The sequence below is a fragment of the Microbacterium sp. EG9 genome, assembly GCF_059759475.1.
The window spans coordinates 2,039,545-2,061,971 of sequence record NZ_CM186217.1 but is presented as its reverse complement, the minus strand read 5'-3'; the positions used below and the strand labels follow the sequence as shown (position 1 = coordinate 2,061,971).

At 67.7% G+C, this 22,427-nt stretch carries 25 protein-coding genes and 1 tRNA gene; 17 read left to right on the top strand and 9 right to left on the bottom strand.

The window, feature by feature from the left end; all coding sequences use genetic code 11:
- Positions 1–13 precede the first annotated feature (13 nt).
- A complete protein-coding gene (locus tag AC6CQV_RS09755) occupies positions 14–853 on the bottom strand; it encodes a class I SAM-dependent methyltransferase (RefSeq protein ID WP_492491068.1) in 840 nt (279 codons plus the stop codon).
- Between the two features lie 41 nt (positions 854–894).
- Here AC6CQV_RS09755 and AC6CQV_RS09750 point away from each other — a divergent pair, with 41 nt between their 5' ends.
- A complete protein-coding gene (locus tag AC6CQV_RS09750) occupies positions 895–1,644 on the top strand; it encodes a phosphoglyceromutase (RefSeq protein WP_492491069.1) in 750 nt (249 codons plus the stop codon).
- An 84-nt stretch (positions 1,645–1,728) separates the two neighbouring features.
- On the opposite strand, the gene phoU is transcribed toward AC6CQV_RS09750, so the two are convergent.
- A complete protein-coding gene (gene phoU / locus AC6CQV_RS09745) occupies positions 1,729–2,430 on the bottom strand; it encodes a phosphate signaling complex protein PhoU (protein ID WP_060959911.1) in 702 nt (233 codons plus the stop codon).
- Positions 2,431–2,598: 168 nt separating this feature from the next.
- Between phoU and AC6CQV_RS09740 the strand changes: the two genes are divergently transcribed.
- Positions 2,599–3,792 carry a sensor histidine kinase gene (locus AC6CQV_RS09740; RefSeq protein ID WP_498259349.1) on the top strand — a complete coding sequence of 398 codons (1,194 nt, stop codon included), beginning with the start codon at positions 2,599–2,601 and terminating at the stop codon, positions 3,790–3,792.
- Positions 3,789–4,472 carry a response regulator gene (locus AC6CQV_RS09735; protein ID WP_060959909.1) on the top strand — a complete coding sequence of 228 codons (684 nt, stop codon included), beginning with the start codon at positions 3,789–3,791 and terminating at the stop codon, positions 4,470–4,472. Before AC6CQV_RS09740 ends, AC6CQV_RS09735 begins: the two co-directional genes overlap by 4 nt.
- Before the next feature lie 28 nt (positions 4,473–4,500).
- Here AC6CQV_RS09735 and AC6CQV_RS09730 read toward each other — a convergent pair whose 3' ends face one another.
- Entirely contained in the window at positions 4,501–4,968 is a 468-nt protein-coding gene (locus AC6CQV_RS09730) for a hypothetical protein (RefSeq protein ID WP_060959908.1), read from the bottom strand.
- Positions 4,969–5,113: 145 nt separating this feature from the next.
- Between AC6CQV_RS09730 and AC6CQV_RS09725 the strand changes: the two genes are divergently transcribed.
- Both AC6CQV_RS09725 and ispD read left to right on the top strand, forming a co-directional pair.
- Positions 5,114–5,596 carry a CarD family transcriptional regulator gene (locus AC6CQV_RS09725; protein ID WP_023954865.1) on the top strand — a complete coding sequence of 161 codons (483 nt, stop codon included), beginning with the start codon at positions 5,114–5,116 and terminating at the stop codon, positions 5,594–5,596.
- Positions 5,597–5,644: 48 nt separating this feature from the next.
- Positions 5,645–6,835: a 2-C-methyl-D-erythritol 4-phosphate cytidylyltransferase gene (gene ispD, locus AC6CQV_RS09720; RefSeq protein ID WP_498259348.1), complete on the top strand. Its 1,191-nt coding sequence runs from the start codon at positions 5,645–5,647 to the stop codon at positions 6,833–6,835.
- Between the two features lie 28 nt (positions 6,836–6,863).
- Here ispD and AC6CQV_RS09715 read toward each other — a convergent pair whose 3' ends face one another.
- Positions 6,864–7,337, bottom strand: a complete 474-nt coding sequence (locus tag AC6CQV_RS09715; protein ID WP_492491071.1) for a GNAT family N-acetyltransferase — start codon at positions 7,335–7,337, stop codon at positions 6,864–6,866.
- Positions 7,338–7,394: 57 nt separating this feature from the next.
- On the opposite strand from AC6CQV_RS09715, the gene cysS reads away from it, so the two are divergent.
- The 3 genes from cysS to AC6CQV_RS09700 are packed head-to-tail and all read left to right on the top strand — an operon-like array spanning position 7,395 to position 10,451.
- Positions 7,395–8,798 carry a cysteine--tRNA ligase gene (gene cysS, locus AC6CQV_RS09710; RefSeq protein WP_492491072.1) on the top strand — a complete coding sequence of 468 codons (1,404 nt, stop codon included), beginning with the start codon at positions 7,395–7,397 and terminating at the stop codon, positions 8,796–8,798.
- Positions 8,791–9,783 carry a 23S rRNA (guanosine(2251)-2'-O)-methyltransferase RlmB gene (gene rlmB, locus AC6CQV_RS09705; protein WP_060959905.1) on the top strand — a complete coding sequence of 331 codons (993 nt, stop codon included), beginning with the start codon at positions 8,791–8,793 and terminating at the stop codon, positions 9,781–9,783. The genes cysS and rlmB overlap by 8 nt, the downstream gene beginning before the upstream one ends.
- 29 nt (positions 9,784–9,812) lie before the next feature.
- A complete protein-coding gene (locus AC6CQV_RS09700) occupies positions 9,813–10,451 on the top strand; it encodes an NAD(P)-dependent oxidoreductase (RefSeq protein ID WP_060959904.1) in 639 nt (212 codons plus the stop codon).
- Positions 10,452–10,534: 83 nt separating this feature from the next.
- Here the strand turns inward: AC6CQV_RS09700 and AC6CQV_RS09695 are convergent, their stop codons facing one another.
- Positions 10,535–11,845, bottom strand: coding sequence for a DUF4032 domain-containing protein (locus tag AC6CQV_RS09695; RefSeq protein WP_060959903.1), 1,311 nt, complete (start codon positions 11,843–11,845; stop codon positions 10,535–10,537).
- Between the two features lie 87 nt (positions 11,846–11,932).
- Entirely contained in the window at positions 11,933–13,033 is a 1,101-nt protein-coding gene (locus AC6CQV_RS09690; protein ID WP_060959902.1) for an ABC transporter ATP-binding protein, read from the bottom strand.
- A 246-nt stretch (positions 13,034–13,279) separates the two neighbouring features.
- On the opposite strand from AC6CQV_RS09690, the gene AC6CQV_RS09685 reads away from it, so the two are divergent.
- The 6 genes from AC6CQV_RS09685 to AC6CQV_RS09660 all read left to right on the top strand — a co-directional run bounded on the left by AC6CQV_RS09685 (position 13,280) and on the right by AC6CQV_RS09660 (position 17,962).
- Positions 13,280–14,224: a DsbA family protein gene (locus tag AC6CQV_RS09685; protein ID WP_101305849.1), complete on the top strand. Its 945-nt coding sequence runs from the start codon at positions 13,280–13,282 to the stop codon at positions 14,222–14,224.
- 35 nt (positions 14,225–14,259) lie between these two features.
- Positions 14,260–14,332 (top strand) — tRNA-Thr (locus AC6CQV_RS09680).
- 661 nt (positions 14,333–14,993) lie between these two features.
- Complete coding sequence (locus AC6CQV_RS09675; RefSeq protein ID WP_498259347.1) at positions 14,994–15,464, top strand: DUF4265 domain-containing protein; 471 nt, start codon at positions 14,994–14,996, stop codon at positions 15,462–15,464.
- Between the two features lie 666 nt (positions 15,465–16,130).
- Positions 16,131–16,775, top strand: coding sequence for a T6SS immunity protein Tdi1 domain-containing protein (locus tag AC6CQV_RS09670; protein WP_498259346.1), 645 nt, complete (start codon positions 16,131–16,133; stop codon positions 16,773–16,775).
- A gap of 144 nt (positions 16,776–16,919) precedes the next feature.
- Positions 16,920–17,390 carry a DUF4265 domain-containing protein gene (locus AC6CQV_RS09665; RefSeq protein ID WP_498259345.1) on the top strand — a complete coding sequence of 157 codons (471 nt, stop codon included), beginning with the start codon at positions 16,920–16,922 and terminating at the stop codon, positions 17,388–17,390.
- A 23-nt stretch (positions 17,391–17,413) separates the two neighbouring features.
- Complete coding sequence (locus AC6CQV_RS09660) at positions 17,414–17,962, top strand: HEAT repeat domain-containing protein (RefSeq protein ID WP_498259344.1); 549 nt, start codon at positions 17,414–17,416, stop codon at positions 17,960–17,962.
- A gap of 431 nt (positions 17,963–18,393) precedes the next feature.
- Here the strand turns inward: AC6CQV_RS09660 and AC6CQV_RS09655 are convergent, their stop codons facing one another.
- Complete coding sequence (locus AC6CQV_RS09655; protein WP_498259343.1) at positions 18,394–18,582, bottom strand: hypothetical protein; 189 nt, start codon at positions 18,580–18,582, stop codon at positions 18,394–18,396.
- A 155-nt stretch (positions 18,583–18,737) separates the two neighbouring features.
- Here AC6CQV_RS09655 and AC6CQV_RS09650 point away from each other — a divergent pair, with 155 nt between their 5' ends.
- Positions 18,738–19,037 carry a hypothetical protein gene (locus AC6CQV_RS09650; RefSeq protein WP_498259342.1) on the top strand — a complete coding sequence of 100 codons (300 nt, stop codon included), beginning with the start codon at positions 18,738–18,740 and terminating at the stop codon, positions 19,035–19,037.
- 36 nt (positions 19,038–19,073) lie between these two features.
- Here AC6CQV_RS09650 and AC6CQV_RS09645 read toward each other — a convergent pair whose 3' ends face one another.
- Both AC6CQV_RS09645 and AC6CQV_RS09640 read right to left on the bottom strand, forming a co-directional pair.
- The gene (locus tag AC6CQV_RS09645) at positions 19,074–19,475 is read right to left on the bottom strand and encodes a hypothetical protein (protein ID WP_498259341.1); all 402 of its coding nucleotides are present in this window, start codon (positions 19,473–19,475) and stop codon (positions 19,074–19,076) included.
- A gap of 14 nt (positions 19,476–19,489) precedes the next feature.
- Entirely contained in the window at positions 19,490–20,422 is a 933-nt protein-coding gene (locus AC6CQV_RS09640; RefSeq protein WP_498259340.1) for a hypothetical protein, read from the bottom strand.
- A 310-nt stretch (positions 20,423–20,732) separates the two neighbouring features.
- Between AC6CQV_RS09640 and AC6CQV_RS09635 the strand changes: the two genes are divergently transcribed.
- Together AC6CQV_RS09635 and AC6CQV_RS09630 are read left to right on the top strand one after the other, a co-directional pair.
- Positions 20,733–21,179 carry a barstar family protein gene (locus tag AC6CQV_RS09635; protein ID WP_498259339.1) on the top strand — a complete coding sequence of 149 codons (447 nt, stop codon included), beginning with the start codon at positions 20,733–20,735 and terminating at the stop codon, positions 21,177–21,179.
- 720 nt (positions 21,180–21,899) lie between these two features.
- A complete protein-coding gene (locus tag AC6CQV_RS09630; RefSeq protein WP_498259338.1) occupies positions 21,900–22,370 on the top strand; it encodes a HEAT repeat domain-containing protein in 471 nt (156 codons plus the stop codon).
- The last annotated feature ends 57 nt before the right edge of the window (positions 22,371–22,427 follow it).

Genomic DNA, 22,427 nt, shown 5'->3' with positions numbered 1-22,427 from the left:
GCCGAGCGGTCGGTCAGGAGGCCGGGGCGACCAGCGTCCACGGCACGGTGACCTCGCCGAGGCGCCAGCGTGCGCGTCCGCCGACGGGCCAGCCGGCGCCGTGCAGCGCGAGCAGGGCGGTGCGCCACCGATGGACGGGACCGAACGACGCGGTCGCGACGGCGCGCGTCCACTCCTCGTCGAGCGCCCGCAGGAAGCCGTGCACGGGCTCGCCCGGGACGTTGTGGTGGATGAGGGCCTTCGGCAGCCGCTCGGCGGCGATCGCGGGCGCTTCGAGCGCGGACAGGCGCAGCGACAGCGTCAGGGTGCGCGGCACGGCGTCGGCGCCGATCTCGAGCCAGGTGCACACCCGCCCCTGCTCGTCGCACGTGCCTTCCACGAGGATGCCGTCGGGCTGAAGTCGTCGCGCCATGCGCGACCAGGCCGCCGGCACGTCGGTCTCGTCGTACTGCCGCAGCACGTTGAACGCCCGCAGCACGGCGGGACGCCGATCGTGCGGCGCGGGCACCTCGAACCCGCCACGGGCGAACGCGACCCGCGCGTCGGGGGCGAACGGGGCGCGGCCCGCGCGCACGCCGTCGAGTTGGGCGCGCGCCCGTTCGACGCGGCCGGGATCGATCTCCAGTCCGAGCACGTCGACATCGGGACGCACGCGCCGCAGCCGCTGCTCGAGCTCCAGCACCGTCACGGCGCTCGCCCCGTAGCCCAGGTCGACGACGAACGGATCCGCGGCGCGGCGCAGCACCGGATGCCGCGCGATCCAGCGGTCGATGCGGCGCAGCCGGTTGGTGTTGGTCGTGCCTCGCGTGATCTGACCGACGACGCCGCGGGCGGGGGCTTTCTCCGGCGGCATCCCCCCATGATGCCAGCGCCCGCGCCGGTAGGATGACGAGCATGACCGCGCCGTACACGCTGATCCTCCTCCGCCACGGGCAGAGCGAGTGGAACAAGACCAACCAGTTCACCGGATGGGTGGACGTCCGCCTCACCGAGCAGGGTCGCGGCGAGGCCGCGCGCGGTGGTGAGCTGCTCAAGGAGTCCGGCATCCTGCCCGACGTGCTGCACACCTCGCTGCTGAGCCGGGCCATCCAGACCGCGAACATCGCCCTCGACACCGCCGACCGTCTGTGGATCCCCGTGAAGCGCTCGTGGCGCCTCAACGAGCGTCACTACGGCGACCTGCAGGGCAAGGACAAGGCGCAGACGCTCGAGGAGTTCGGCGAGGAGCAGTTCATGCTGTGGCGCCGCTCGTTCGACGTGCCGCCGCCGGAGCTCGCCGACGACTCGCCCTACAGCCAGGTCGGAGACCCGCGCTACGCCGGCATCGACGGCGACGTGCCGCGCACCGAGTCGCTGAAGATCGTCATCGACCGTCTGCTCCCGTACTGGGAGAACGAGATCGTCCCCGACCTGAAGGCCGGTAAGACCGTGCTCGTCACGGCACACGGCAACTCGCTGCGCGGCCTGGTCAAGCACCTCGACGGCATCAGCGACGCCGACATCGCCGAGCTCAACATCCCGACCGGCATCCCGCTGGTGTACCGCCTCGGCGCAGACCTCATGCCCGTCGCACCGGGGGAGTACCTCGACCCCGAGGCCGCGGCCGCCGGTGCCGCTGCCGTCGCGAGCCAGGGCAAGGGCTGAGCGCGGCGCGCGAGCGCAACGACGAAGAGGGGGGATGCCGACCGGCATCCCCCCTCTTCGTGTGCGCCCCGGCGGGGCGGAGCCTCACTCGACGTCGTCGAGCGCCTCGCCCTCGGCGATGATGACCGCGATGGTGTCGGTGTCCGGCGTCCAGTCCCCGGTCGCGAGGTAGGCGACCTTCTTGGCGACCGAGACGGCGTGATCGGCGAAACGCTCCAGGTAGCGGCTGGCCAGGGTCGCGTCGACGGTCGCGCCGGCCTCGCCCTGCCAGTTCTCGCTGAGCACCTTCTCGAACACGGAGAGGTGGTGGTCGTCGACCTTGTCGTCCAGCGTGCGCAGCGTCTCGACGAAGGAGAGGTCCTCGGTGCGCAGCAGCTCGGTGAGCGTCTGCGCGACCTCGACGTCGAGCTCGCCCATCTTGGTGAACGTGCCCTTGAGGCCCTTCGGGATCGCGCGCTCCGGGAAGCGCATCCGGGTGAGCTGGGCGATGTGCTCGGCGATGTCGCCCATGCGCTCGAGGGAGGCCGACACGCGCAGCGCCGCCACGACGATGCGCAGATCGCGGGCGACCGGCTGCTGGCGCGCGAGGATCTGGATGGCGAGCTCGTCGAGGGCGACCGCCTTCTCATCGATGACCTGATCGGCCTCGATGACCTCCTCCGCGAGAGCGACGTCGCTCGTGCCGAAGGCGCGCGTGGCCTTGTCGATGGCCTCCGTGACGAGTTCGGCGATCTCCACGAGACGCGACTGCACGTCCTCGAGCGACTGGTGGAAAACTTCGCGCATCAGGGTGCCTCTCTTCCGGCGGGCAGGCACGGTGCCTTCCGCTGACCCGGCGATCATCGCGGGCCAAGGTTAACGATCGGTGCCGCAGCGATGAACGTTGCGGCCGGGGTGTCGGGCGGTGATCCGCAACGTGAATCTGCGGTGTCCGTCCACCCTACGCTGGGAGGCATGGACTCCCTGCAGCCGGTGATCGCCCTGATCCTCGGCCTCGTTCTCGGCGGCGGTGTGGCGACGCTCGTGCTCATCGCGCTGCGTGCGCGCGACCGTGCGCGCGTGGCCGCGTCGACGGCGCTGCCCGACGGCACCGCCGCCGTCCTGCAGGGGATGGACGAGGTCGCGGTCGTCGTCGACACCTCCCTGCAGATCGTCGCGGTCTCCGCTCCGGCCGCGCTCTTCGGCATGCACGAGGACTTCGCCCTGCCGGACGACGACCTGCGCGCGCTCGCCCGGTCGGTACGGCGCAGCGAGATGCCCGAGACGCAGACGATGCGGCTGCGCCGCGGGGTCGAGCCGCGTCTGGTGTCGGCGCGGGCGAGCGTGATCACCCCGCGCCTGATCCTCATCGTCATCCGCGACATCACCGAGCGCGAGCGCGTCGAGGAGATGCGCCGCGACTTCGTGGCCAACACCAGTCACGAGCTGAAGACGCCGGTCGGCGCGGTCAGCCTGCTCGCGGAGGCCGTCGAGTCGGCCGCCGACGACCCGGACCAGGTGCGCCACTTCGCCGGCCGTCTGAGCGCGGAGGCGGCGCGGTTGAGCCAGCTGACCTCGCGGATCATGAACCTGTCGCGGCTGCAGTCCGCCGATGACCTCACCGAGCTGCGCGACGTCTCGGTCGACGAGGTGGTCGCCGCCGCCATCGAGTCGCAGTCCGTCGCCGCCGACTCCGCTGCGATCTCCGTCGCCCGCGGCGGTGCGCGTCACGCCTACGTGCGCGGCGACGTGCAGGTGCTCACCGAGGCGATCGCCAATCTCGTGGCCAACGCCATCGCGTACTCCCCGCAGGGCGGCCAGGTGGGTGTCGGCGTCAAGACCGACGGGGAGATCGTGGAGATCGCGGTCACCGACCGTGGCATCGGCATCCCCGAAGACGAGCAGGAGCGCGTCTTCGAGCGCTTCTACCGCGCCGATCAGGCCCGTTCCCGCCGCACGGGCGGCACGGGGCTGGGCCTGTCGATCGTGAAGCACGCCGTGCAGCGACACGGCGGCGAGGTCGAGGTCTGGTCGCGTCCCGGTCGGGGTTCGACCTTCACGGTCCGCCTTCCCGCGGTCGCTCCGCCCGACGACCTCCCGGTCAAGAAGAAACGCAAGAAGAAAGCCGCCCGCCACGTCTCGCGGGCGAAAGGAGACAAGAAGCGATGACCCGCGTCCTGATCGTCGAGGATGAGCCCGACCTGGCCGACCCGCTCGCCTACCTGCTGCGTCGGGAGGGCTTCGAGGTGGAGATCGCCGAGGACGGCCCCGCCGCCCTCGAGGCGTTCGCGGCGCGCGGGGCGGACATCATCCTGCTCGACCTCATGCTCCCCGGGATGCCGGGCACCGAGGTGTGCCGCGTGGTGCGGACGAGCTCGAAGGTGCCCATCATCATGCTGACCGCGAAGGACTCCGAGGTGGACATCGTCGTCGGCCTGGAGCTGGGCGCCGACGACTACGTCACCAAGCCGTACTCGTCGCGCGAGCTCCTCGCGCGCATGCGCGCCGTCCTGCGCCGCAGCGAGGGGCCCGATCTCGGCCTGGACGACAGCATCGTCGACGGCGGCCGCGTCGTGCTCGACATCGACCGGCACACGGTGTCGGTCGACGGGGAGACGATCCCGATGCCCCTGAAGGAGTTCGAGCTGCTCGAGGTGCTGATGCGCAACGCCGGCCGGGTGCTCACCCGCGGCCAGCTCATCGACCGGGTGTGGGGCAGCGACTACTTCGGCGACACGAAGACGCTCGACGTGCACATCAAGCGGATCCGGTCCCGCATCGAGCGCAACCCGAGCGAGCCGGTCATGCTGCTGACGGTGCGCGGGCTGGGATACCGGTTCGAGGCCTGAGCGCCGCCGGGCGCCCGGCCCGCGGCGATCAGCTCGCGGGGACGAAGTCGGCGAGGTAGGAGAGCGTGCCGTCGAGGACGGGCACGCGATCCTCGACCGCTTCACCGGTGCCGGACTGGAAGGACACCTTCACGTCGGTGCCCGGCTTCGAGGACAGCCCGGTGAACAGCAGCGGGTCGGCGCCGTCGAAGCCCAGGCTCACGGTGGAGCGGGCGGGCACGCGCACGCGCTGCGTGGTGCCGTCGACGCCGACGAGCAGGCTCTCGGCGCTGTCGGTGTCGTTGACGATCGCCGCGAGGAAGTTGGCTTCGGTGCCGTCCTCGTTCGCGACGAAGAGCGCGTTGCGCACCTTCAGCGGCTCCGAGTGGGCGATGTTGACGCCCTCCGCGGGGGAGTAGGTGATGGTGGTGGCCTGCGGCGAGATCATGCTGCAGCCGGCCGTGGAGAGGACCACAACGGCGGCGAGGGCGACGGACGCGAGACGGCGCGTGTTCACGGATCCTCCTGGACGAGTCGGTGTGTCCTCATTCTATGCCGGGAGCCGGCGCCGCCCCCGCCGCCCGGCGGCTCGGCCTCGAACCGGCGAACCTTAGCGTATGTCGCCTGTGGTATTCTGGACTTTGCCGAAAGGACATAACTGCATGCTTTTTGAGGTTGGCGAGACGGTCGTCTATCCGCACCACGGGGCCGCGACGATCATCGAGGTCAAGGACCGGATCATCAAGGGCGAGACCAAGAAGTACCTGAAGCTGAACGTGACGCAGGGAGACCTCATCATCGAGGTCCCTGCCGACAACGTCGACCTGGTCGGCGTTCGTGACGTGATCGGCAAGGACGGTCTCGAGCGGGTGTTCGACGTGCTGCGCGCGCCGTTCACCGAGGAGCCCACCAACTGGTCCCGCCGGTACAAGGCGAACCTCGAGAAGCTCGCCTCCGGCGATGTGATCAAGGTGAGCGAAGTGGTGCGCGACCTGTGGCGCCGCGATCAGGACCGCGGCCTCTCGGCGGGTGAGAAGCGCATGCTCGCCAAGGCACGTCAGATCCTCGTCTCGGAGATCGCTCTCGCGCTGAAGGCCGACGAGGACCACGCCTCGGGCGTGCTCGACGAGGTCCTCGCGAGCTGACCGCCGCGCGGGCTCGCCCGCGCGGACGCGGCTCGGTAGGGTCGCGATGTGAGTTCCGAACTTCTTCCCGTCCCGCACGTCGCCGTCATCGTCGTCGCCGCGGGCTCCGGCCAGCGTCTCGGCGTCGGTGTGCCGAAGGCCTTCGTCGGACTCGATGAGCACACCGTGCTGCGTCATGCCCTCGACGGCGTCTTCGCGGCGCCGGCCGCTCAGGTGATCGTGGTCGCACCCGCCGACCGTGTCGGCGATGCGCTCACGGACGCTCTCGCCGCGGCCGGCCCCCGCCGTGACCTGGTCTCGGTGGTGGCCGGCGGCCCGACGCGGCAGGCCTCGGTGGCGGCCGGTCTGCACGCCGTGTGGCCCGACGTCGAGCGGGTGCTCGTGCACGACGCAGCCCGCGCGCTCACGCCGCCGGAGGTCTTCTCCCGCGTGATCGACGCGCTCGAGCACGGGAAGGACGCCGTCCTGCCGGTGCTGCCGATGGTCGACACCGTCAAACGGGTCGCGGGCCAGGCCGTGCGCGAAGCCGTCGACCGGTCTGACCTCGCGACCGCGCAGACCCCGCAGGGCTTCTCGCGCACCGTCATCGATGCGGCTTACGCCGCGGCATCCGCCGATCACACCGACGACGCCGCGCTCGTCCAGAGCGCCGGCACCGCCGTCTGGACCGTGGCCGGCGACGAACGGGGCTTCAAGATCACGACGCCGGCAGACCTCGACCGTGCTCGCGCACTCCTCGGCGCCCGTCCTGCCGGCACCGTGGCGGCGGCGCTGCCCCGCGTCGGGATCGGCACCGACGTGCACGCCGTCGGCGGCGAGGGCGAGCTCTGGCTGGCGGGACTCGCCTGGCCGGGCGAGCCCGGACTGCAGGGTCATTCCGACGGGGATGCCGTGGCCCACGCGATCGTCGACGCCGTGCTCGCCGCCGCCGGCCTGGGCGACATCGGCACCCACTTCGGCACCGATCAGCCGGAGTACGCGGGTGCCCACGCGGCGGTCTTCCTCGCACGGACCCGCGCGCTCGTCGCCGAGGCCGGCTACGCGGTGGGTAACGTCTCGGTGCAGGTGCAAGCGCGCCGGCCGCGCTTGTCCGCACGTCGGGCGGAGGCGGAGAGCGTGCTGTCGGCGGCGCTCGGCGCCCCTGTCACGGTGTCGGCGACGACGACCGACGGACTGGGATTCACGGGCACGGGCGAGGGCGTCGCGGCGTTCGCCGTCGCGGTCGTCGTCCCCCGCTGAGGGGTGGACGGGCGCGGTTCCCGCGGTGCTAGAGCTCCCGCGTCATGAACGTCGAGAACGGGTCGGGCACGTAGTCGTCGAACGGGCCGCACGCGACGAAGCCCTCGCTGGCGTAGAGGTGCCGCGCCGCGGCGAACTCCTCGGTCGTGCCCGTCTCCAGCCACAGGCTCGACATCCCCGCTGCGGCCGCCTCGGCCATGATGTGGCGGAGGAGCGCGCGACCGACCCCGCGGCCCAGGGAACGCTCGGCGGTGCGCATCGACTTCAGCTCCCCGCGGTGCGCGTCGCGCCGCTTCAGTGCGCCGATCCCGGCGATCTCGCCGGCGATCCACGCCGACCAGAACGAGACGGACGGATCGCGCAGCGCGTCGATGTCGAGCGCGTGGACGCTGCAGGCGGGCGACGCGGCGTGCATCCCGCTGAGGTGGGCCGCGACCAGAGCGCGCGTGGCCTGCCCGGTGAGGTCGTCGGGGCGGATGAGGATGTCGTCGGGGGCGTTCATCGTCCGCCAGTGTCCCACGCCGCCGTCCGTCGGCGCCCGCGCCGGTAGGCTGGAGCGGTGACGGTCCGGCTCTACGACACCCAGGTGCAGGCGTTGCGCGACTTCGCCCCGCAGGATCCGGCGAACGTCACCATGTACGTCTGCGGTCCGACGGTGCAGTCGGGTCCCGGCATCCATCATCTGCGTGCCGCTCTCGCGTTCGATCTGCTGCGGCGCTGGCTGGGGCGACGGTTCGGCCGGGTCACCTTCGTGCGCAACGTCACCGACATCGACGACAAGGTGCTGCAGAACGCGACGGACGACGAGCCGTGGTGGGCCCTCGCCTACCGCATGGAGCGCGAGTTCGGCCAGGCGTATTCCGCCATCGGCATCCTGGCGCCGACCTACGAGCCGCGGGCGACCGGGTCGATCCCGCAGATGCAGGAGCTCATCGAGACCCTCATCGCGCGTGGGCACGCCTACGCCGCCGCCGGCGACGTCTACTTCGACGTGCGATCGTGGCCGTCCTACGGGGCGCTCACGCATCAGAGCATCGACGCGATGGAGCCCGCCGCCGACGCGGATGCGCGCGGCAAGCGCGACCCGCGCGACTTCGCGCTCTGGAAGGGCGCCAAGCAGGGCGAGCCTGCGGATGCCGTCTGGCACAGTCCCTGGGGGCCCGGTCGTCCCGGCTGGCACATCGAATGCTCCGCGATGAGCAGGCGCTACCTCGGCGCATCGTTCGACATCCACGGCGGCGGCATCGACCTGCGCTTCCCGCACCACGAGAACGAGCTCGCCCAGTCCACGGCGGCCGGCGACGCGTTCGCCCGCTACTGGGTGCACAACGGGCTCGTCACCGTCGGCGACCAGAAGATGTCGAAGTCGCTCGGAAACCATCTGCTGGCGGCCGATGTCCTCGCCGAACGCGATCCGCTCGTCGTCCGCTACGCGCTGGGCGCCGCCCACTACCGCTCCACGCTCGATCTCACCTCCGCGTCGTTCGACGACGCCGAGGCGGCCCTCGATCGGATCCGTACCTTCCAGCAGCGCGCGACCCGCGTGCTCGGGACCCCGACCCCGCTCGTCGTCGCCGACCTGCCGGAGGCCTTCGCCGCCGCGATGGACGACGACCTCGGCGTTCCGCAGGCGCTGGCCGTCGTGCACGAGACCGTGCGGGCGGGCAATGCGGCCCTCGACGCCGGCGATCGGGATGCCGCCGCGCGCACGCTCGTCGAGGTCGGGCGGATGACCGGCGTGCTCGGCATGAACCCCGCGGACCCGCGCTGGCGCGGCGACACCGACGACGCACAGGGCCGTGCGCTCGACAGCCTGCTGCAGGCGATGATCACCCAGCGCGCCGAGGCGCGCGCGAACAAGGACTGGGCGAGCGCCGACCGCCTCCGCGATGCGATCGCGGCGGCCGGCGTCGTCCTCGAAGACGGTCCCGACGGGACCCATTGGAGTCTGAACGATGGCTAAGCCGGGCAACCCCTCCGCGGGCAAGGGCAAGAAGAAGGGCCCGCTCAAGGGCACGGGCGGTCACGGGCGCAAGGCGCTCGAGGGCAAGGGGCCGACCCCCAAGGCCGAGGACCGCAGCTGGCACGTCGCCGGCAAGCGCAAGGCCGCGGCCGAGCGCTACGCGGCCGCGGGCGGCAAGGGACGGCCGGGACAGAAGCCGGGGCCGTCGCGCGCCCCGAAGGCGAAGGCGGGCGACGACACCGAGAACGTCACCGGGCGCAACTCCGTGCTGGAGGCGCTGCGGGCGCGCATCCCGGCCACCGCCTTCTACATCGCGCAGCGCGTCGAGATGGACGACCGCGTCAAGGAGATGCTGTCTATCGCGACCCAGCGCGGCATCCCGGTCATGGAGGTCACGCGGCCCGAGCTGGACCGCATGGCCGGCTTCGACGGCGTGCACCAGGGCGTCGCCCTCAAGGTGCCGCCGTACGAGTACGCGCACCCGCAGGACCTTCTCGAGCAGGTGATCGCCACGGGCCAGACCCCGCTGCTGGTTGCGCTCGACGGCGTGACCGACCCGCGCAACCTCGGCGCGATCATCCGCTCCACGGCGGCCTTCGGCGGCCAGGGCCTGATCATCCCGCAGCGCCGCTCCGCGGGCGTCAACTCGGCGGCGTGGAAGACGAGCGCCGGAGCCGCCGCCCGCGTTCCGGTCGCCATGGCACCGAACCTCACGACGACCCTGAAGGAGTTCAAGAAGCAGGGCGTGTTCGTCCTCGGTCTCGACGGCGGCGGAGACGTCGCCCTGCCGCAGCTCGAGCTCGCCGACCGCCCCGTCGTCATCGTCGTCGGCTCCGAGGGCAAGGGCCTGTCCCGCCTGGTGACGGAGACCTGCGACCAGATCGTCTCGATCCCGATCTCTTCGGCCACCGAGTCGCTCAACGCCGGCATCGCGGCATCCGTCGCGCTCTACCAGGTCGCCACCATCCGCGCCGCGTCCGAGTGACGCGGAGTCGAACGAAAGGACCGCTCCACATGGCCATCATCGCTGTTCTGGGAGGCACCGGCTTCGCCGGCCGTCACATCGTCTCGGAGGCCGTCGACCGCGGGCACACCGTCCTGTCGGTGTCGCGCTCCGTCGCCGCCGACCGCGTTCCGGGCGCCACCTACATCGAGGGCACCCTGCTGGACATCCCCGGCCTCGTCGCGCAGCTGGAAGGCGTCGACGTCGTGGTCAGCACGGTCGCTCCGCGCGGTGCGATGGAGGGACTCGTGCGCCCCAACCTCGAGGCCCTCAACACGGTGCTGCCGGAGAGCGTGCGGCTGGGCGTCGTCGGCGGCGCGGGCGGAAGCCTCGTGGCACCGGGCGGTCAGCGCGTGATCGACCTGGGCTTCCCCGAGGAGTTCAAGGCCGAGGCCCTGGAGATGATCGGCGTGCTGGAAGACCTGCAGGCCGAGCAGACCGGCCGCGACTGGTTCTTCATCCACCCGGCCGGCGGCTTCGGCGCGTTCAACCCGGGCGAGCGGACCGGACGCTACCGCGACGGCGGCGACGTCCTCGTCACGGATGCCGAGGGGGAGTCGTTCATCTCCGGAGCCGACCTCGCCGTCGCCATCCTCGACGAGATCGAGAACCCGAAGCACGTCCGCGAGCGCTTCACCGTCGGCTACTGACGGGCGGGGGCGTTTCGACTCGGCGCTGCGCGCCTCGCTCAACGGACGGGGTTCGACGGGCGGGCGTTCGACGAAACGCCGCGTCAGACGAGATCGCGCCAGTCGACGTCGTCATCCTCGTCGTCGTCGATCGTGCCGATCGCGGCGGTGATCACCGGAATGGCCATCGTCTCCGTCGGCGGACCCATGACGGTGGCCTCGTCGCGGCGGTGACGCAGCACGTCGTCGATGTAGGACGAGACGACCTCCGCGATGGGAACCGACTGTCCGCGCGCCTGCGACATGTACCAGCGGTGCTCGAGCACCTGATGGAACACCTCGGCCGGCTCGAGCTTCGCCCGCAGATCCCACGGGATCGCCTTGATGACGGGCTCGAAGACGCGGGTCAGCCACTCGTGCGCGACCATCTCCTCGTCCGAGCCCAGCCGCGACACGCGTGCGCGGAACTCGTCCATGTCGTTCAGGAGCCGCCGCGCCTGGTTCTCCTCGACGTCCAGCCCGGTCAGGCGCAGAAGGCGGCGCTGATGGTGCCCCGCGTCGACCACCTTGGGCTGGATCGACACGCTCGTGCCGTCGGACGTGGTGCGGATCGACATCTCGCCGATGTCGAAGCCGAGGTCGTTCAGGCGCTTCACGCGCTCAGTGATGTGCCAGGCCTCGCCCGCCGCGAAGCTCTCCTTGTCGGTGAGGGCCGCCCACAGCGAGTGATACGACGACATGATGCCGTCGGCGATGGCCACGGCATCCACCCCGCCCTCGAGCCGTCCGCCGGCTTCGAGGTCCATGATCTCGCCGGCGATGTTCGTGCGCGCGACATCGAGGTCGTGCTCGCGCTGGCCGCGCGTGAGGCCGCCCTCGTGCAGCTCGCCGGTCTCGGCGTCGACGAGGTAGGCGGCGAAGGCCCCGGCATCCCGGCGGAACAGGGTGTTGGAGAGCGAGACGTCGCCCCAGAAGAAGCCGATCGTGTGCAGGCGCACGAGCAGAGCCGCGAGGGCGTCGACGAGACGTCCGGCCGTGTCGGGGCGCAGCACCTGGGTGAACAGCGCGCGGTAGGGGAGGGAGAACTTGAGGTGGGCCGTCACCAGGGCCGCCGGCAGCGGCTCGCCCTTCGGTGTGCGGCGGCCGTCGATGACCGCGACGCGTTCGACGCAGGGGACGTCGAGGCGGCCGAGTGAGCCGAGCATGTCGTACTCACGACGGGCCATCTCTCCCGTGGTCTCCTTGACGGCCACCACACGTCCGGACAGGTCGGCGAAGCGGACGAGGTGGCGGGACAGGCCCTTCGGGAGCGAGACGATCGTGTCTTTGCCCCACTCGTCGAGAGGAGTGGACCAGGGCAGGGCGAGCAGGCCCGCGTCGACGCTGCTCGCAGTGATCGTGAGGGAGTGGACCACGCCGGTCTTCGCTTTCGTCGGGGGATACGACGCGGCGCGGGGGCCGGTTCGCTGAACCGGAGCCACCCGCGCCGCGTCGTCGTCGGATCAGGCCGAGGCGATGGCCTTCTTGGTGAGGCGCTCGCCGGACTCGATGTCGAACGCGTGCACGTGGTGCGGCACGGGGGCGAGGACGACCGTCTCGCCGGCGTTCGGGTGGCTGCGACCGTCGACGCGCGCGACGATGTCGGTGCGCTTGCCGGCGATGTCGGTGTGGCCGTAGAGGTAGCCGTCCGCGCCGAGCTCCTCGACGAGGTCCACCGTCACCGACAGGCCGAGGCCGTCGGCGGGGTTCACGATGATGTCCTCGGGGCGGATGCCGGCCGTGACCTGCGTCGCGCTCGTCGGGCGGTCGATGTCGGCGTCGACGACGGCGGTGCCGAACTGGATGCCGCCCGCGCTCGCGAGGTCGACCGGGAACAGGTTCATCGCGGGCGAGCCGATGAAGCCGGCGACGAACACGTTGTTCGGCTTCTCGTAGAGGTCGCGCGGCGTGCCGACCTGCTGCAGGAGGCCGTCCTTGAGCACGGCGATGCGGTCACCCATCGTGAGGGCCTCGGTCTGGTCGTGCGTGACGTAGACCGTGGTGACGCCGAGGCGACGCTGCAGCGACGCGATCTGCGTGCGCGTCTGCACGCGCAGCTTGGCGTCGAGGTTCGACAGCGGCTCGTCCATGAGGAAGACCTGGGGCTGGCGGACGATGGCGCGACCCATCGCGACGCGCTGACGCTGACCACCCGAGAGCGCCTTCGGCTTGCGCGTCAGGTACTCCTCGAGGTCGAGCAGCTTGGCGGCCTCGAGCACGCGCTGCGCGCGCTCTTCCTTGCCGACGCCGGCGATCTTCAGGGCGAAGCCCATGTTCTCGGCGACCGTCATGTGCGGGTACAGCGCGTAGTTCTGGAAGACCATCGCGATGTCGCGGTCCTTCGGCGGGATGTCGGTGACATCGCGGTCGCCGATGAGGATGCGGCCCGAGTTGACCTCTTCGAGGCCGGCCAGCATGCGCAGCGAGGTGGACTTACCGCAACCGGAGGGGCCGACCAGGACCAGGAACTCGCCGTCGGCGACCTCGAGGTTCAGCTTGTCGACCGCGGGGCGGGTGCCGCCGGGGTAGAGGCGGGTTGCGTTGTCAAACGTGACGGACGCCATGTTTTCTTCTCCTTCACCGGCAGGTACGTGCCGGACGATCCGTAGTGATGGAATGAGCGGGGGCTTGACCCGCACGCCCTTCGGTGGACGCGCTCTCAGTATCGCACGTTCTCGCGGGTGAGGAGGAGGCTCCGTCTGGGCATTTCCCAGGCTGGCTGACTAGCATCGAGGCATCGCCCAGCCCCGTCCGCGACGATCGCGACGTGTGGCGGCACGCACCCCGAGCTGCTTCTCTCAGAAGGTCCCATGTCCCACGACGACACTCCGAACGAGCCCACGCCTGCCGGCCGCCGCGACGCGGTCCGCGAGAAGGCGCAGCTCGTGCACGCCAAGCAGTCGCGTGTCCGGCTCGTCCAGCGGTTCGCGCTGGCGGTCGGAGTCGCGGCCGCGGTGGTCGTCGTCGCGGTGGCCGTGTCGTGGGCGATCCGGTCCAACGACGACCGTCCGCAGCTCCAGCCCGCCGATGCGACCGCAGACGGCTTCGCGGTCACGTCCGTCTCGGTGACATCGTCGGGTGACGAGATCGACGGCGCCACCCCCGAGCCCACCGCTGCGGCCGAGCCGGGCGCGACGCCGGCACCGAGCGCCTCGGCATCCGTCGTCAACATCCACGTCTACGTCGACTACCTCGCGCCCGCCGCGCGCCAGTGGCAGCTCGCGAACGCGCAGCAGCTGTCGTCGTGGGTCTCGGACGGTGCCGCGACGCTGACCTACCACCCGGTGTCGATGCTCACCGCGAAGTCGAACGGGACCAAGTACTCGCTGCGCGCCGCGAGCGCCGCCGCGTGCGTCGCAACCCTCGACCCCGCGAAGTTCTTCAGCTTCAACAATGAGCTGCTCACCCGCCAGCCCGCCGTCGACTCGGACGGGTTCTCCAACAAGGAACTCGCCGACATCGCGCAGGCCAACGGGTCGGACGACCCCAAGAAGCTGCGCGAGTGCATCGAGACGGAGTCGTACTCGGCGTGGGTGAAGGGCGCCACGGAGCGTGCGATCAGCAGCATCCCGGGCACCGACGGTCTCACGCTGACGGGCACGCCGATGGTCGTCGTCAACGGCCAGCAGTACGTCGGCGACATGTCGGATGCCGCCGAGTTCTCCCAGTTCGTCCTCACGAGCGCGAGCGGGTCGTACTACAAGTCGCAGACCGCGACCCCGACGCCCTCCCTCACGCCGACGAAGGCGCCGTAAGCGGCCCGGACCGCTGGCTAGACTGGAGCGGCCCCGCCGGCTTGGCGCAATTGGTAGCGCACCGTACTTGTAATACGGGGGTTGCAGGTTCAAGTCCTGTAGCCGGCACCGTTTATCTGGCACCCTGACCAGCTGACTTCCGCGATCCTCGCGGGTGGGTGTGGTTGGCGGGTTCGCCTGCTTCGGCATCCTCCTGATCGCCATTCTCGCCGGTTTCAATCCTTCATACGGTCCCCTTTACGCCCTTTGGTTCGGATGGATCGCCCCCGTGCTCATTCTGTTCGGCGCTGTCACCTTGGCGAGAGGATCGGGCGGTCACGACGATGATGAGGACCCGGATGCGTGATCGGCATTACCCCCCGATCCGGCGCCATCCCGTTTTCGACCTCTGACCGAGTGCCAGCATCTGCTTTCCAGGAACGCCTGTCACGAACTTCGGTTCGGGGCAGAATGTCGGTTGATCAGAAGACCGCCGCGATAATTCGGGGGTTGTAGGCTCACATCCTGCGGCCTGCACTTTTGTAAGCCCTGACCGGCTGACTCCTTCGCCCAACCGTGCTCGAGATGTAGGGTCTGGGGTATGGATGCCGCCTCGTTCATCATGGGCGCCTCCGTGGCGTCAATCGTCTGGATCTCGATCGGGGTCTTCATGACTCGGCGCGGCGGCGACTTCGGGGATGTCTGAGCGTCAACGGCCGATCTGGAAGTCCGGTCGGTGTCGGCGGATCACGCTCACGATGCTGGCGCCGAGTTGGTGGGGAGTACCAGAATGACCAACGCGGACCGTGGGTACTCGGTTCATCCCAACCCGGTGTGGCGGGAGCGTGCGAACTTCATCATCAACGCGCGGTTGCCCGAGGAGGGGCGATTCGAGCAGTTGTGGTGTCGGCGGCTCACCGAGTCGACGTTCGAGGTCTGCTGTATACCGTTCTTCCTCTACGACGTGGCGCTGGGGGACATCGTCGAGACAGAGTCCACCTCTGAGGGTCGCTTCGTGTTTCGCGGCGTGAGACAACGGTCGGGTCGCTTCGTTTTTCGTGTGCACTTCTTCGACTCGTCGCGGGACAGCCGTCGCGCGGTCGAGCAGTGGACGATCGGCGCGGGAGGGTTGATCGAATGGGCGACGCCGACATTGCTGGCGATCGACGCTGACAGCCCGGCTCGCGCTTCCCGGATTGGCGAGTGGCTGCAGGCCGAGAGTCGCGTGGGCGAGATGATCTACGAGACGGGGTGGCTGTGACCGCCAGGCTGCAGCGGAATTTGCCGCAGCATGATTTCATCGACCATCGATTCTGTTTCGAATGGATGGAAAAAATACAGTGGTGAGTGAAAGGCCGAGAGCCAGATTGCGCACGTCAGCGGCATCGCTGCAGCATTATTGGTGCTTCTCGGCGTGTTATGGGTGATGAATCCGACATATCGTGTGGCGGCAATTTCCAGAGCAGATGTCGTTGGCGACTGGGTCCTCGCATATCCCAGGAGGCAGAGTATTACGCTCACCTTCGAACCCGGCGGCCGATTTCATTCTGCAGATTGGCCCATCGAGCTCGGGTGTTACACCGCCGCGTCGGGTGTTCATATAGCCGACTTGGACTGGTCAGATCGCGCTCATTGGGAAGGTACATGGGGCGGGTATCCGAAGAGAGATGACGCGCTTGGGTTCGAGATAGACGTCTTCGCCGATAATCGATCCGGATGTCCTGTGTCGCCGGTGTTCTTTCTCGAAAGAGACGTTCTCGCTGGCCAGATGCACCTCGTCTACTATCCGTGGAGCTTGCAAGATGAGGACCAGAGGGTTCACTTCACGCGCTCAGATTGATGGCGCCGAGCGGCGGAGGCGTGTTGATGGCGCTGAGCGGCGGAGGCGTGGGTCTGCGTGGCAATATGTCGATAGGTAAGGAGCCTCATGTTCGATGAGTTCCGACGCGTGTTCGGCGCACGACGCGACGTGGTGTCGAGTGCAGGCCTGCCCTGGCGCGATGACGCACTGCTTACGGTGCCCGGATACTCGTCCTTCATGGACGAGTTCGCAGGGGCCTCGTTTCGTGGGGGTCTTTACCGTCTGCATGACGATGAGTCGGGCCCGGCCGCAGCACAGTGGATCTCAGAGATGTTCCCGACGACGGACATCCGCCCCTTCGCCTTCGATTGGCTCGGGCGTCAGTTCGGCTTCGACGCCGCGGCTGCGGAAGATGCACGTTTCCGATCGGTGCTTCTCGTCGAACCCGGGACGGGAGAGATCCTGACGATCCCCGCGACGTTCGACGATTTCCATGACTCAACGCTGCACGAATACGAAGACGCTGCGCTTGCGTCAGGCTTCTTCTTGGAGTGGGTGAATGAGTGCGGGCCTACGCTGCCGATCAGCCATGACTACTGCGTTGGGTACCGAGTCCCGTTGTTCCTCGGGGGGGCGGATGCTGTGACAAACCTGGAGCTCACAGACATGGCGGTCTACTGGGGAGTCACGGGTCAGCTGTGGCTGGCGACGAGAGCGATGCAACCGGGGACTGGACTGGGGAGCGTGAGCATCGGTCGTGGCGACAGCTGAAGGGCAGAAGCAGCAGCTCGATGCTCGCGCCGTCATCCGAGAAGGAGCGGAGGATCTGTCTGCCCTGCAACGCCGTGAGGGCGCGGATCGCTATCCGGCATCGCCGAGAGACGGCTCTCGGGACGTGCGGCGTGGAGGCCCACAGTGAATCGAACACCCAGGCAGTACACGGCGCACCACGAGCCCATCTGGCGAGAGCGTGCCAACTTCATCGTCGTCGCGCCGTTGCCGGAGCAGGACCGATATGAGCAGCTGTGGTGCCGGCAGCTGACCGAATCGACATTCGAGGTCTGCTGCATACCGTTCTTCCTCTACGACGTCGCGCTCGGAGACGTCGTCGAAACCGAGACGACGTCGGAAGGAGCTTTCAGCGTCCGTCGCGTGACGGAGCATTCAGGGCGTTACGTCTTCCGCGTGCTCTTCTCTGACCTCTCAGCCGAGACGCAGGCCGAGGTCCAGAACCGTGTGATGGGTCTTGGAGGAGCGGTGGAGCGGGGGAACCCCAAGCTGATCGCGATCGACGCGGAGAATCAGAGGGTCGCTTCCCGAGTCGCCGACTATCTGCAAACCCAGGAGGCTGACGGCAGGCTCTTCTACGAGACGGGCAGAGTGTGACCGCGCCAGGAGGCCAGGAGGTAGTGCTGGAAGAGCTCGGCCGCCTTGGGTATCATTTCGACTCGCTGGCAAACCTGCGTCGGTCTGGGCTCCGGTACGTCAGCGCGATCCCCGTGCTTGTACAGGCGCTCGAAGGATCAGATGATGATCGTGTCGCGATGGAGATCGTCCGTGCGCTGAGCGTTCCGTGGGCGCGACCGACGGCGACGAGCGCACTCATTCGGTTTTTCCGTCGAGCTGACGTGCCGTCAAATATGGGTGTTCGTTGGGCCGCAGGTAACGCGCTGGAGACCTCCTGGGATGACGCGGCTTTCGATGAGTTGGTCGATCTGGCGACGAATGTGCGGTACGGGCGGGGACGAGAGATGATCGTGCTCGGGTTCGCGAAGTCGAAGCGTCCGGAGGCGGATCAGGTGTTGCTGGGGTTGTTGTCTGATCGTGACGTCAACGGGCATGCTCTGTCGGCGCTCCGGAAGCGAAAGGTGCGGTTGCCCGCTTCTGTGCTCGACGGACTCCTCCACGATGACCGCACGTGGGTGCGCAAAGAGGCGCAGAAGGTTCTGGAGGCGTAGCCGGTTGGCTACGCTGGGGCACGTCAGATCCGTAGTCGGCATTCGAGCAATTTGGACGACGTCGATGCGCCATGAACCGGAACTCTATTGTCGAATCTGCGGCTACCAGCCGCCGGACCTTCCGTGGGGAACGAGCGGAAACGACCCGTCCTGGGATATTTGTCCTTGCTGCCGTGTTGAACATGGATACGAGGACTCAACGCCCTCCAGTTCGCGTCGCTTCCGCGATCGGTGGCTCGCCGCCGGTGCGCCTCTGTTCAAACCCACGCTCGTCGATGACGGTCTCTCAGCGCTCGACCGTCTGCACCGCGTACCTGAGCAGTATCGGTAGATGCCGCCCGTCTCACCCCCCTCATATGGTCGTTTCCCGCGAGATGCGAGGCTGCGCGAAAGAGGGGGTCCAACTGCGTGCCCCTGAAGGAAGTGACCGCTTACGGAGCTCGATGTGCGTGGATCGCTCGAGCAGCCAGGAACGGCTTGATGGAGGAGAGGGCGATAACCACACCGCTCGCTATTCCTACAAACCCCATGAAGCCCTGCGAGGCATAGGGCAAGCTGAGGACCGTGAGCATGATGCCCACGAGTACGAGCAGAACCCCGCCGATGATGTTCGCCCTCATGATCCGACTCTACCGACGCCGCGCAGTCGAGTTCCAGAGGTCGGTGCACGGCCCGCTGGCCGCGGCGGTCGCTTGGAAGGCCGCCGCCGGTAGTCCCAAAGGGTTCCGCAGTCGGTGCGGGAGGAAGCGCTGATGATCTCCGAAGCAGGCTGGCTGTGACCGCCAGTGAAACCCTGCCGGCGAACGATGCCTGGACCACTTCGATACCCCAAGAATCGCAACTTCAATGTCAAATCTGCGGCTACCTGCCGCCGGACATTCCGTGGGGAAAGAGGCGTCTGCGCATTCACCCGCATCGTCGCCATCGACATGATCCGGCCCAAGGAGAGAGGGGGCGCATCTCCATCAGCGTCGGTGGCGACGAGATCGCCGTCAGTCTCAATGAGCGGTCCATCCGCGCTATCAAGACCAAAACCCGACCACCGCAAGAGCACGGTGACCACAGCCCCTTTTGAAACACATGAGCGGCGCCCGTGGGTGGCCCTCATACCTCAGTGCTTCGCTTCGCGATTCGCCGCGCGGGTCAGCCGCAGGCCCGAGTTCACGAAGGCGAGACCGAGGAGGAATAGCACTGTCTCCGCGATGTAGACCGTCCAAGGACTGGGTGTCGTTTGCGCGATCGTCATGGCGTACCCGCTCTGCACCAATAGAATCACACCGATCACGTAGCTCGCTGTCGGCTCTGCGGTCATCTGCCACACGGGTCGTGACGGACCCTCATGTTCGCCGCGAAAAGTGCGCGCCGCGACGACCGTCAGCGCCAACAAGGTCAGAACTGTCCATATGAGACCGGCCGTGAAGTCGGCAGCTATAAAGAGGAGACCGCCCGAGACGACGACAAGAAGTCCGACGAACAGGACGCCTGCTTTCGCGGGCGCTGAACTCAATCGCATGACACCCCGCCTTCCTATTTAACCACTGCGTAGGTGTAGTAGCTGCAGTAGTTGAAGCCACAGCTCCAGTAGGTCGCTTTGATTCGCTTGTTCTGCCAATACGCTTGGGTCACCGCGGTCTTGCCTGGGAAGCCGTTAGCGCATGCCACTCCTACCCAGTAGGGAAGCGGCAGCAAGCTGCAAGCCCCTTGAATGTTGTTGATTGCGTTGTACATCGAAACAACGGTGCTGTGAGAAAGGTAGATATCGTAAGGCGTGTAGCTGGGGTCCGCAACGATGGGGTACGCGTAGTTCCCATCGAGCTCCACCACCTGGATGAGTGTCGACGCGTTGACCACATAATGGGTCGGAACGGCCGCGCCTCGTGCGTCTCTTGCCCAAGGGGCTGAAAACTCGCCGACGGTATCGCCCGTACCCCGGTCGACAATCTTGGCGCCGGCGTCGTTCATGACGAGCTCGGTGCCAGCAGGTAAATCGATGGGGTACTCGTATCGGGTAGGTGCAAGCGCGGAACCGATGACGGTGGCCACCTGAATCGTTCCGCTGTCGTGCACAAGAGCGACGGTGCTTGTGTCGTTGTTGTTGTCGTACGTCATCGTGCCGGCTGCTGAAGAGGATCCCGAGTCGGCCGTTTCCGCAAACGGTAGCCCGATCTGCACGGCTCCGTCACCCGCGTCAGTCGTCAGCCCGTCGATTGCTTCGATGGGGATGGAAACCGCTGCACCGTTGACCGTCACCTCAATTCCATCAGCGGACGCGGTCGCGTCCGCGATGGAAGCGAATGCATCTGGAGCGGCCTTCTGTACGGCGCTGAGGGCATTGGTGTCATCCGCTGCGGCCGGATACACTCCAGCAAGCGTGAGAATTCCGGTCGTAACGACCGCCGCGATCGCCATCGTCACGCGTCGAGCACCGATTTCGGTGTCTCTTGAGAATCTCTGCATCATTGGCCACCCTTCGGCACGTATGCACAGACCGCTCGCGCAGCTTCGATCACTTTGAGCTTACCGACCGATCGGTGAATTCAGCCTCATACTTTTGACGAGATTCGAGCCACAGGTCCGCGGGCTGCGATGTTACGAGAACTGGGGCGTCTTGTGACGTGATCAGACGGGTCTGCATACTGGACCGGCGACCACTACTCGACGTTCGTGACTATTCGAGGGGCCATGGAGTGACAAGCCTTGTTGAACCCGTGCGGACGGGGAGCACCTTCGTCGTGCTTGCCGGGAGACGAGACGAGATCGCCACGGCCCGGTGGAAGTGGAGCACGGGCTGGGAGTCGCGGTGCGCGTCGTGCGCGGGCGGAAGATGAGGGACGTGGCGGGCGTGTTCGACGAGTTCGCGGCTGCTCTGCAGTTCCCCACCTACTTCGTTGAGAACAAGGATGCGTTCGACGAGTGCATCCGTGAAGCGGACGAGTTCTCTCGTGACGTTGGGCTCGTTGTTCTCCTAACTGAGCCGGATCAAGTGCTTGCCGATGAGTCGCCGGTGTCTCTGAGGTGGCTGGTCTCGTCGCTCGAGGATGCTGCGCGGGAGTGGGGAACACCGATCGCCTTGAGGGAATGGTGGGACCGTCCGGCTGTTCCCTTCCATATCGTTCTTGCCGGTGACGGTCCCACGATCGCGGCATCGATTGCACGATGGGAAGCGGCCGGCGTCTCGGATCTCGGAACGGTAGACGCCGACGGAACGATCGGCTAGTTTTCGGCAGTGATTCCTCTTGCAGACGTGCTCAGCCCTCACGGCGTTGATCTAGCGGCGTTGCCGGCTGCTGAGGTCGATCCCTTCGCTCAGGAAGGCGCCCTGCAGGAAGCTCAGCTCTTGTCTGTCCGGTTCGATGCCGTTACGGGTGTTGCCGGGCTCCTTTTCGAGATGCGCCCGTCGTTGCAGGTGCGGGATGCGAACACGGGTGTGCTTGTGGCACGGCGTGTTCGAGAGCTTTCATGGTCGGGCCCAGCGCGAAGCGGTACGCTGTCGGCCTGGCCGGTCGGGAGTTCCACCACCCATCGTCGCGCCGGGATTGTGCGATTCGAGTTCGATATGTGGCCGCCGCCGGGGGCATCTCTTTCGTTCGAGGCGTCGGGCGCCTACTTCTTCCTCGGCAGGGTCCCCGGGCTCGCGTCTGCGCCGCCTGACTACACAGAGGTGTCGCCAAACGAGGCGGACGGTCGGATCGCCGATTGGAACTCGAGCTTCGTGCCCGTCGGGCTTTCGCGATGTCTCCCGAGCTCGCCCGATGCTAGCGTCGGGTAGGCCGGAGTTCCGGCCCTGCAGGAGTCGATTTCTCGGCCCGATCGATCGGTTCACACCGCCATGAATGTGATTCACCCATCCGGCAAGGAGCCGATCCTCTTGCAGCTCGCGACCCTCGGCTACGCATATTCGTCACTCGCGGACTTGCGACGTTCTGGCATCCGATACGTGAGCGCCATCCCCGTGTTGGTGGATGCTCTGGAACGAGAGACGGATGATCGCGAAGCAGAGGAGATCGTCCGCGCACTGAGTGTGCCGTGGGCGAAGCCGGTCGCTATTCCGGCGCTCATTCGGTTCTTCCGGCGCGCATCTGACCCAACCAATCTGGGAGCACGGTGGGCTACAGGGAGCGCTCTGGAGATCATTTGGGACGATGCGTACTTCGACGAGCTGGTCGATCTGGCGACGGATGTGCGGTATGGGCGGGGACGAGAGATGGTTGTGCTCGGGTTCGCCAAGTCGAAGCGTCCGGAGGCGGATCAGGTGTTGCTGGGGTTGTTGTCTGATCGTGACGTCAACGGGCATGCCGTGTCGGCGCTCCGTAAGCGAAAGGTGCGGTTGCCCGCTTCGGTGCTCGGCGGACTTCTCCAGGATGACCGCACGTGGGTACGCAAAGAGGCGCAGAAGGTTCTCGAATAGGGTCGCGTCCGCCGGCGTGTTCGAGTCAGGCGACGCGCGACGAGACGTCGAGAGGTG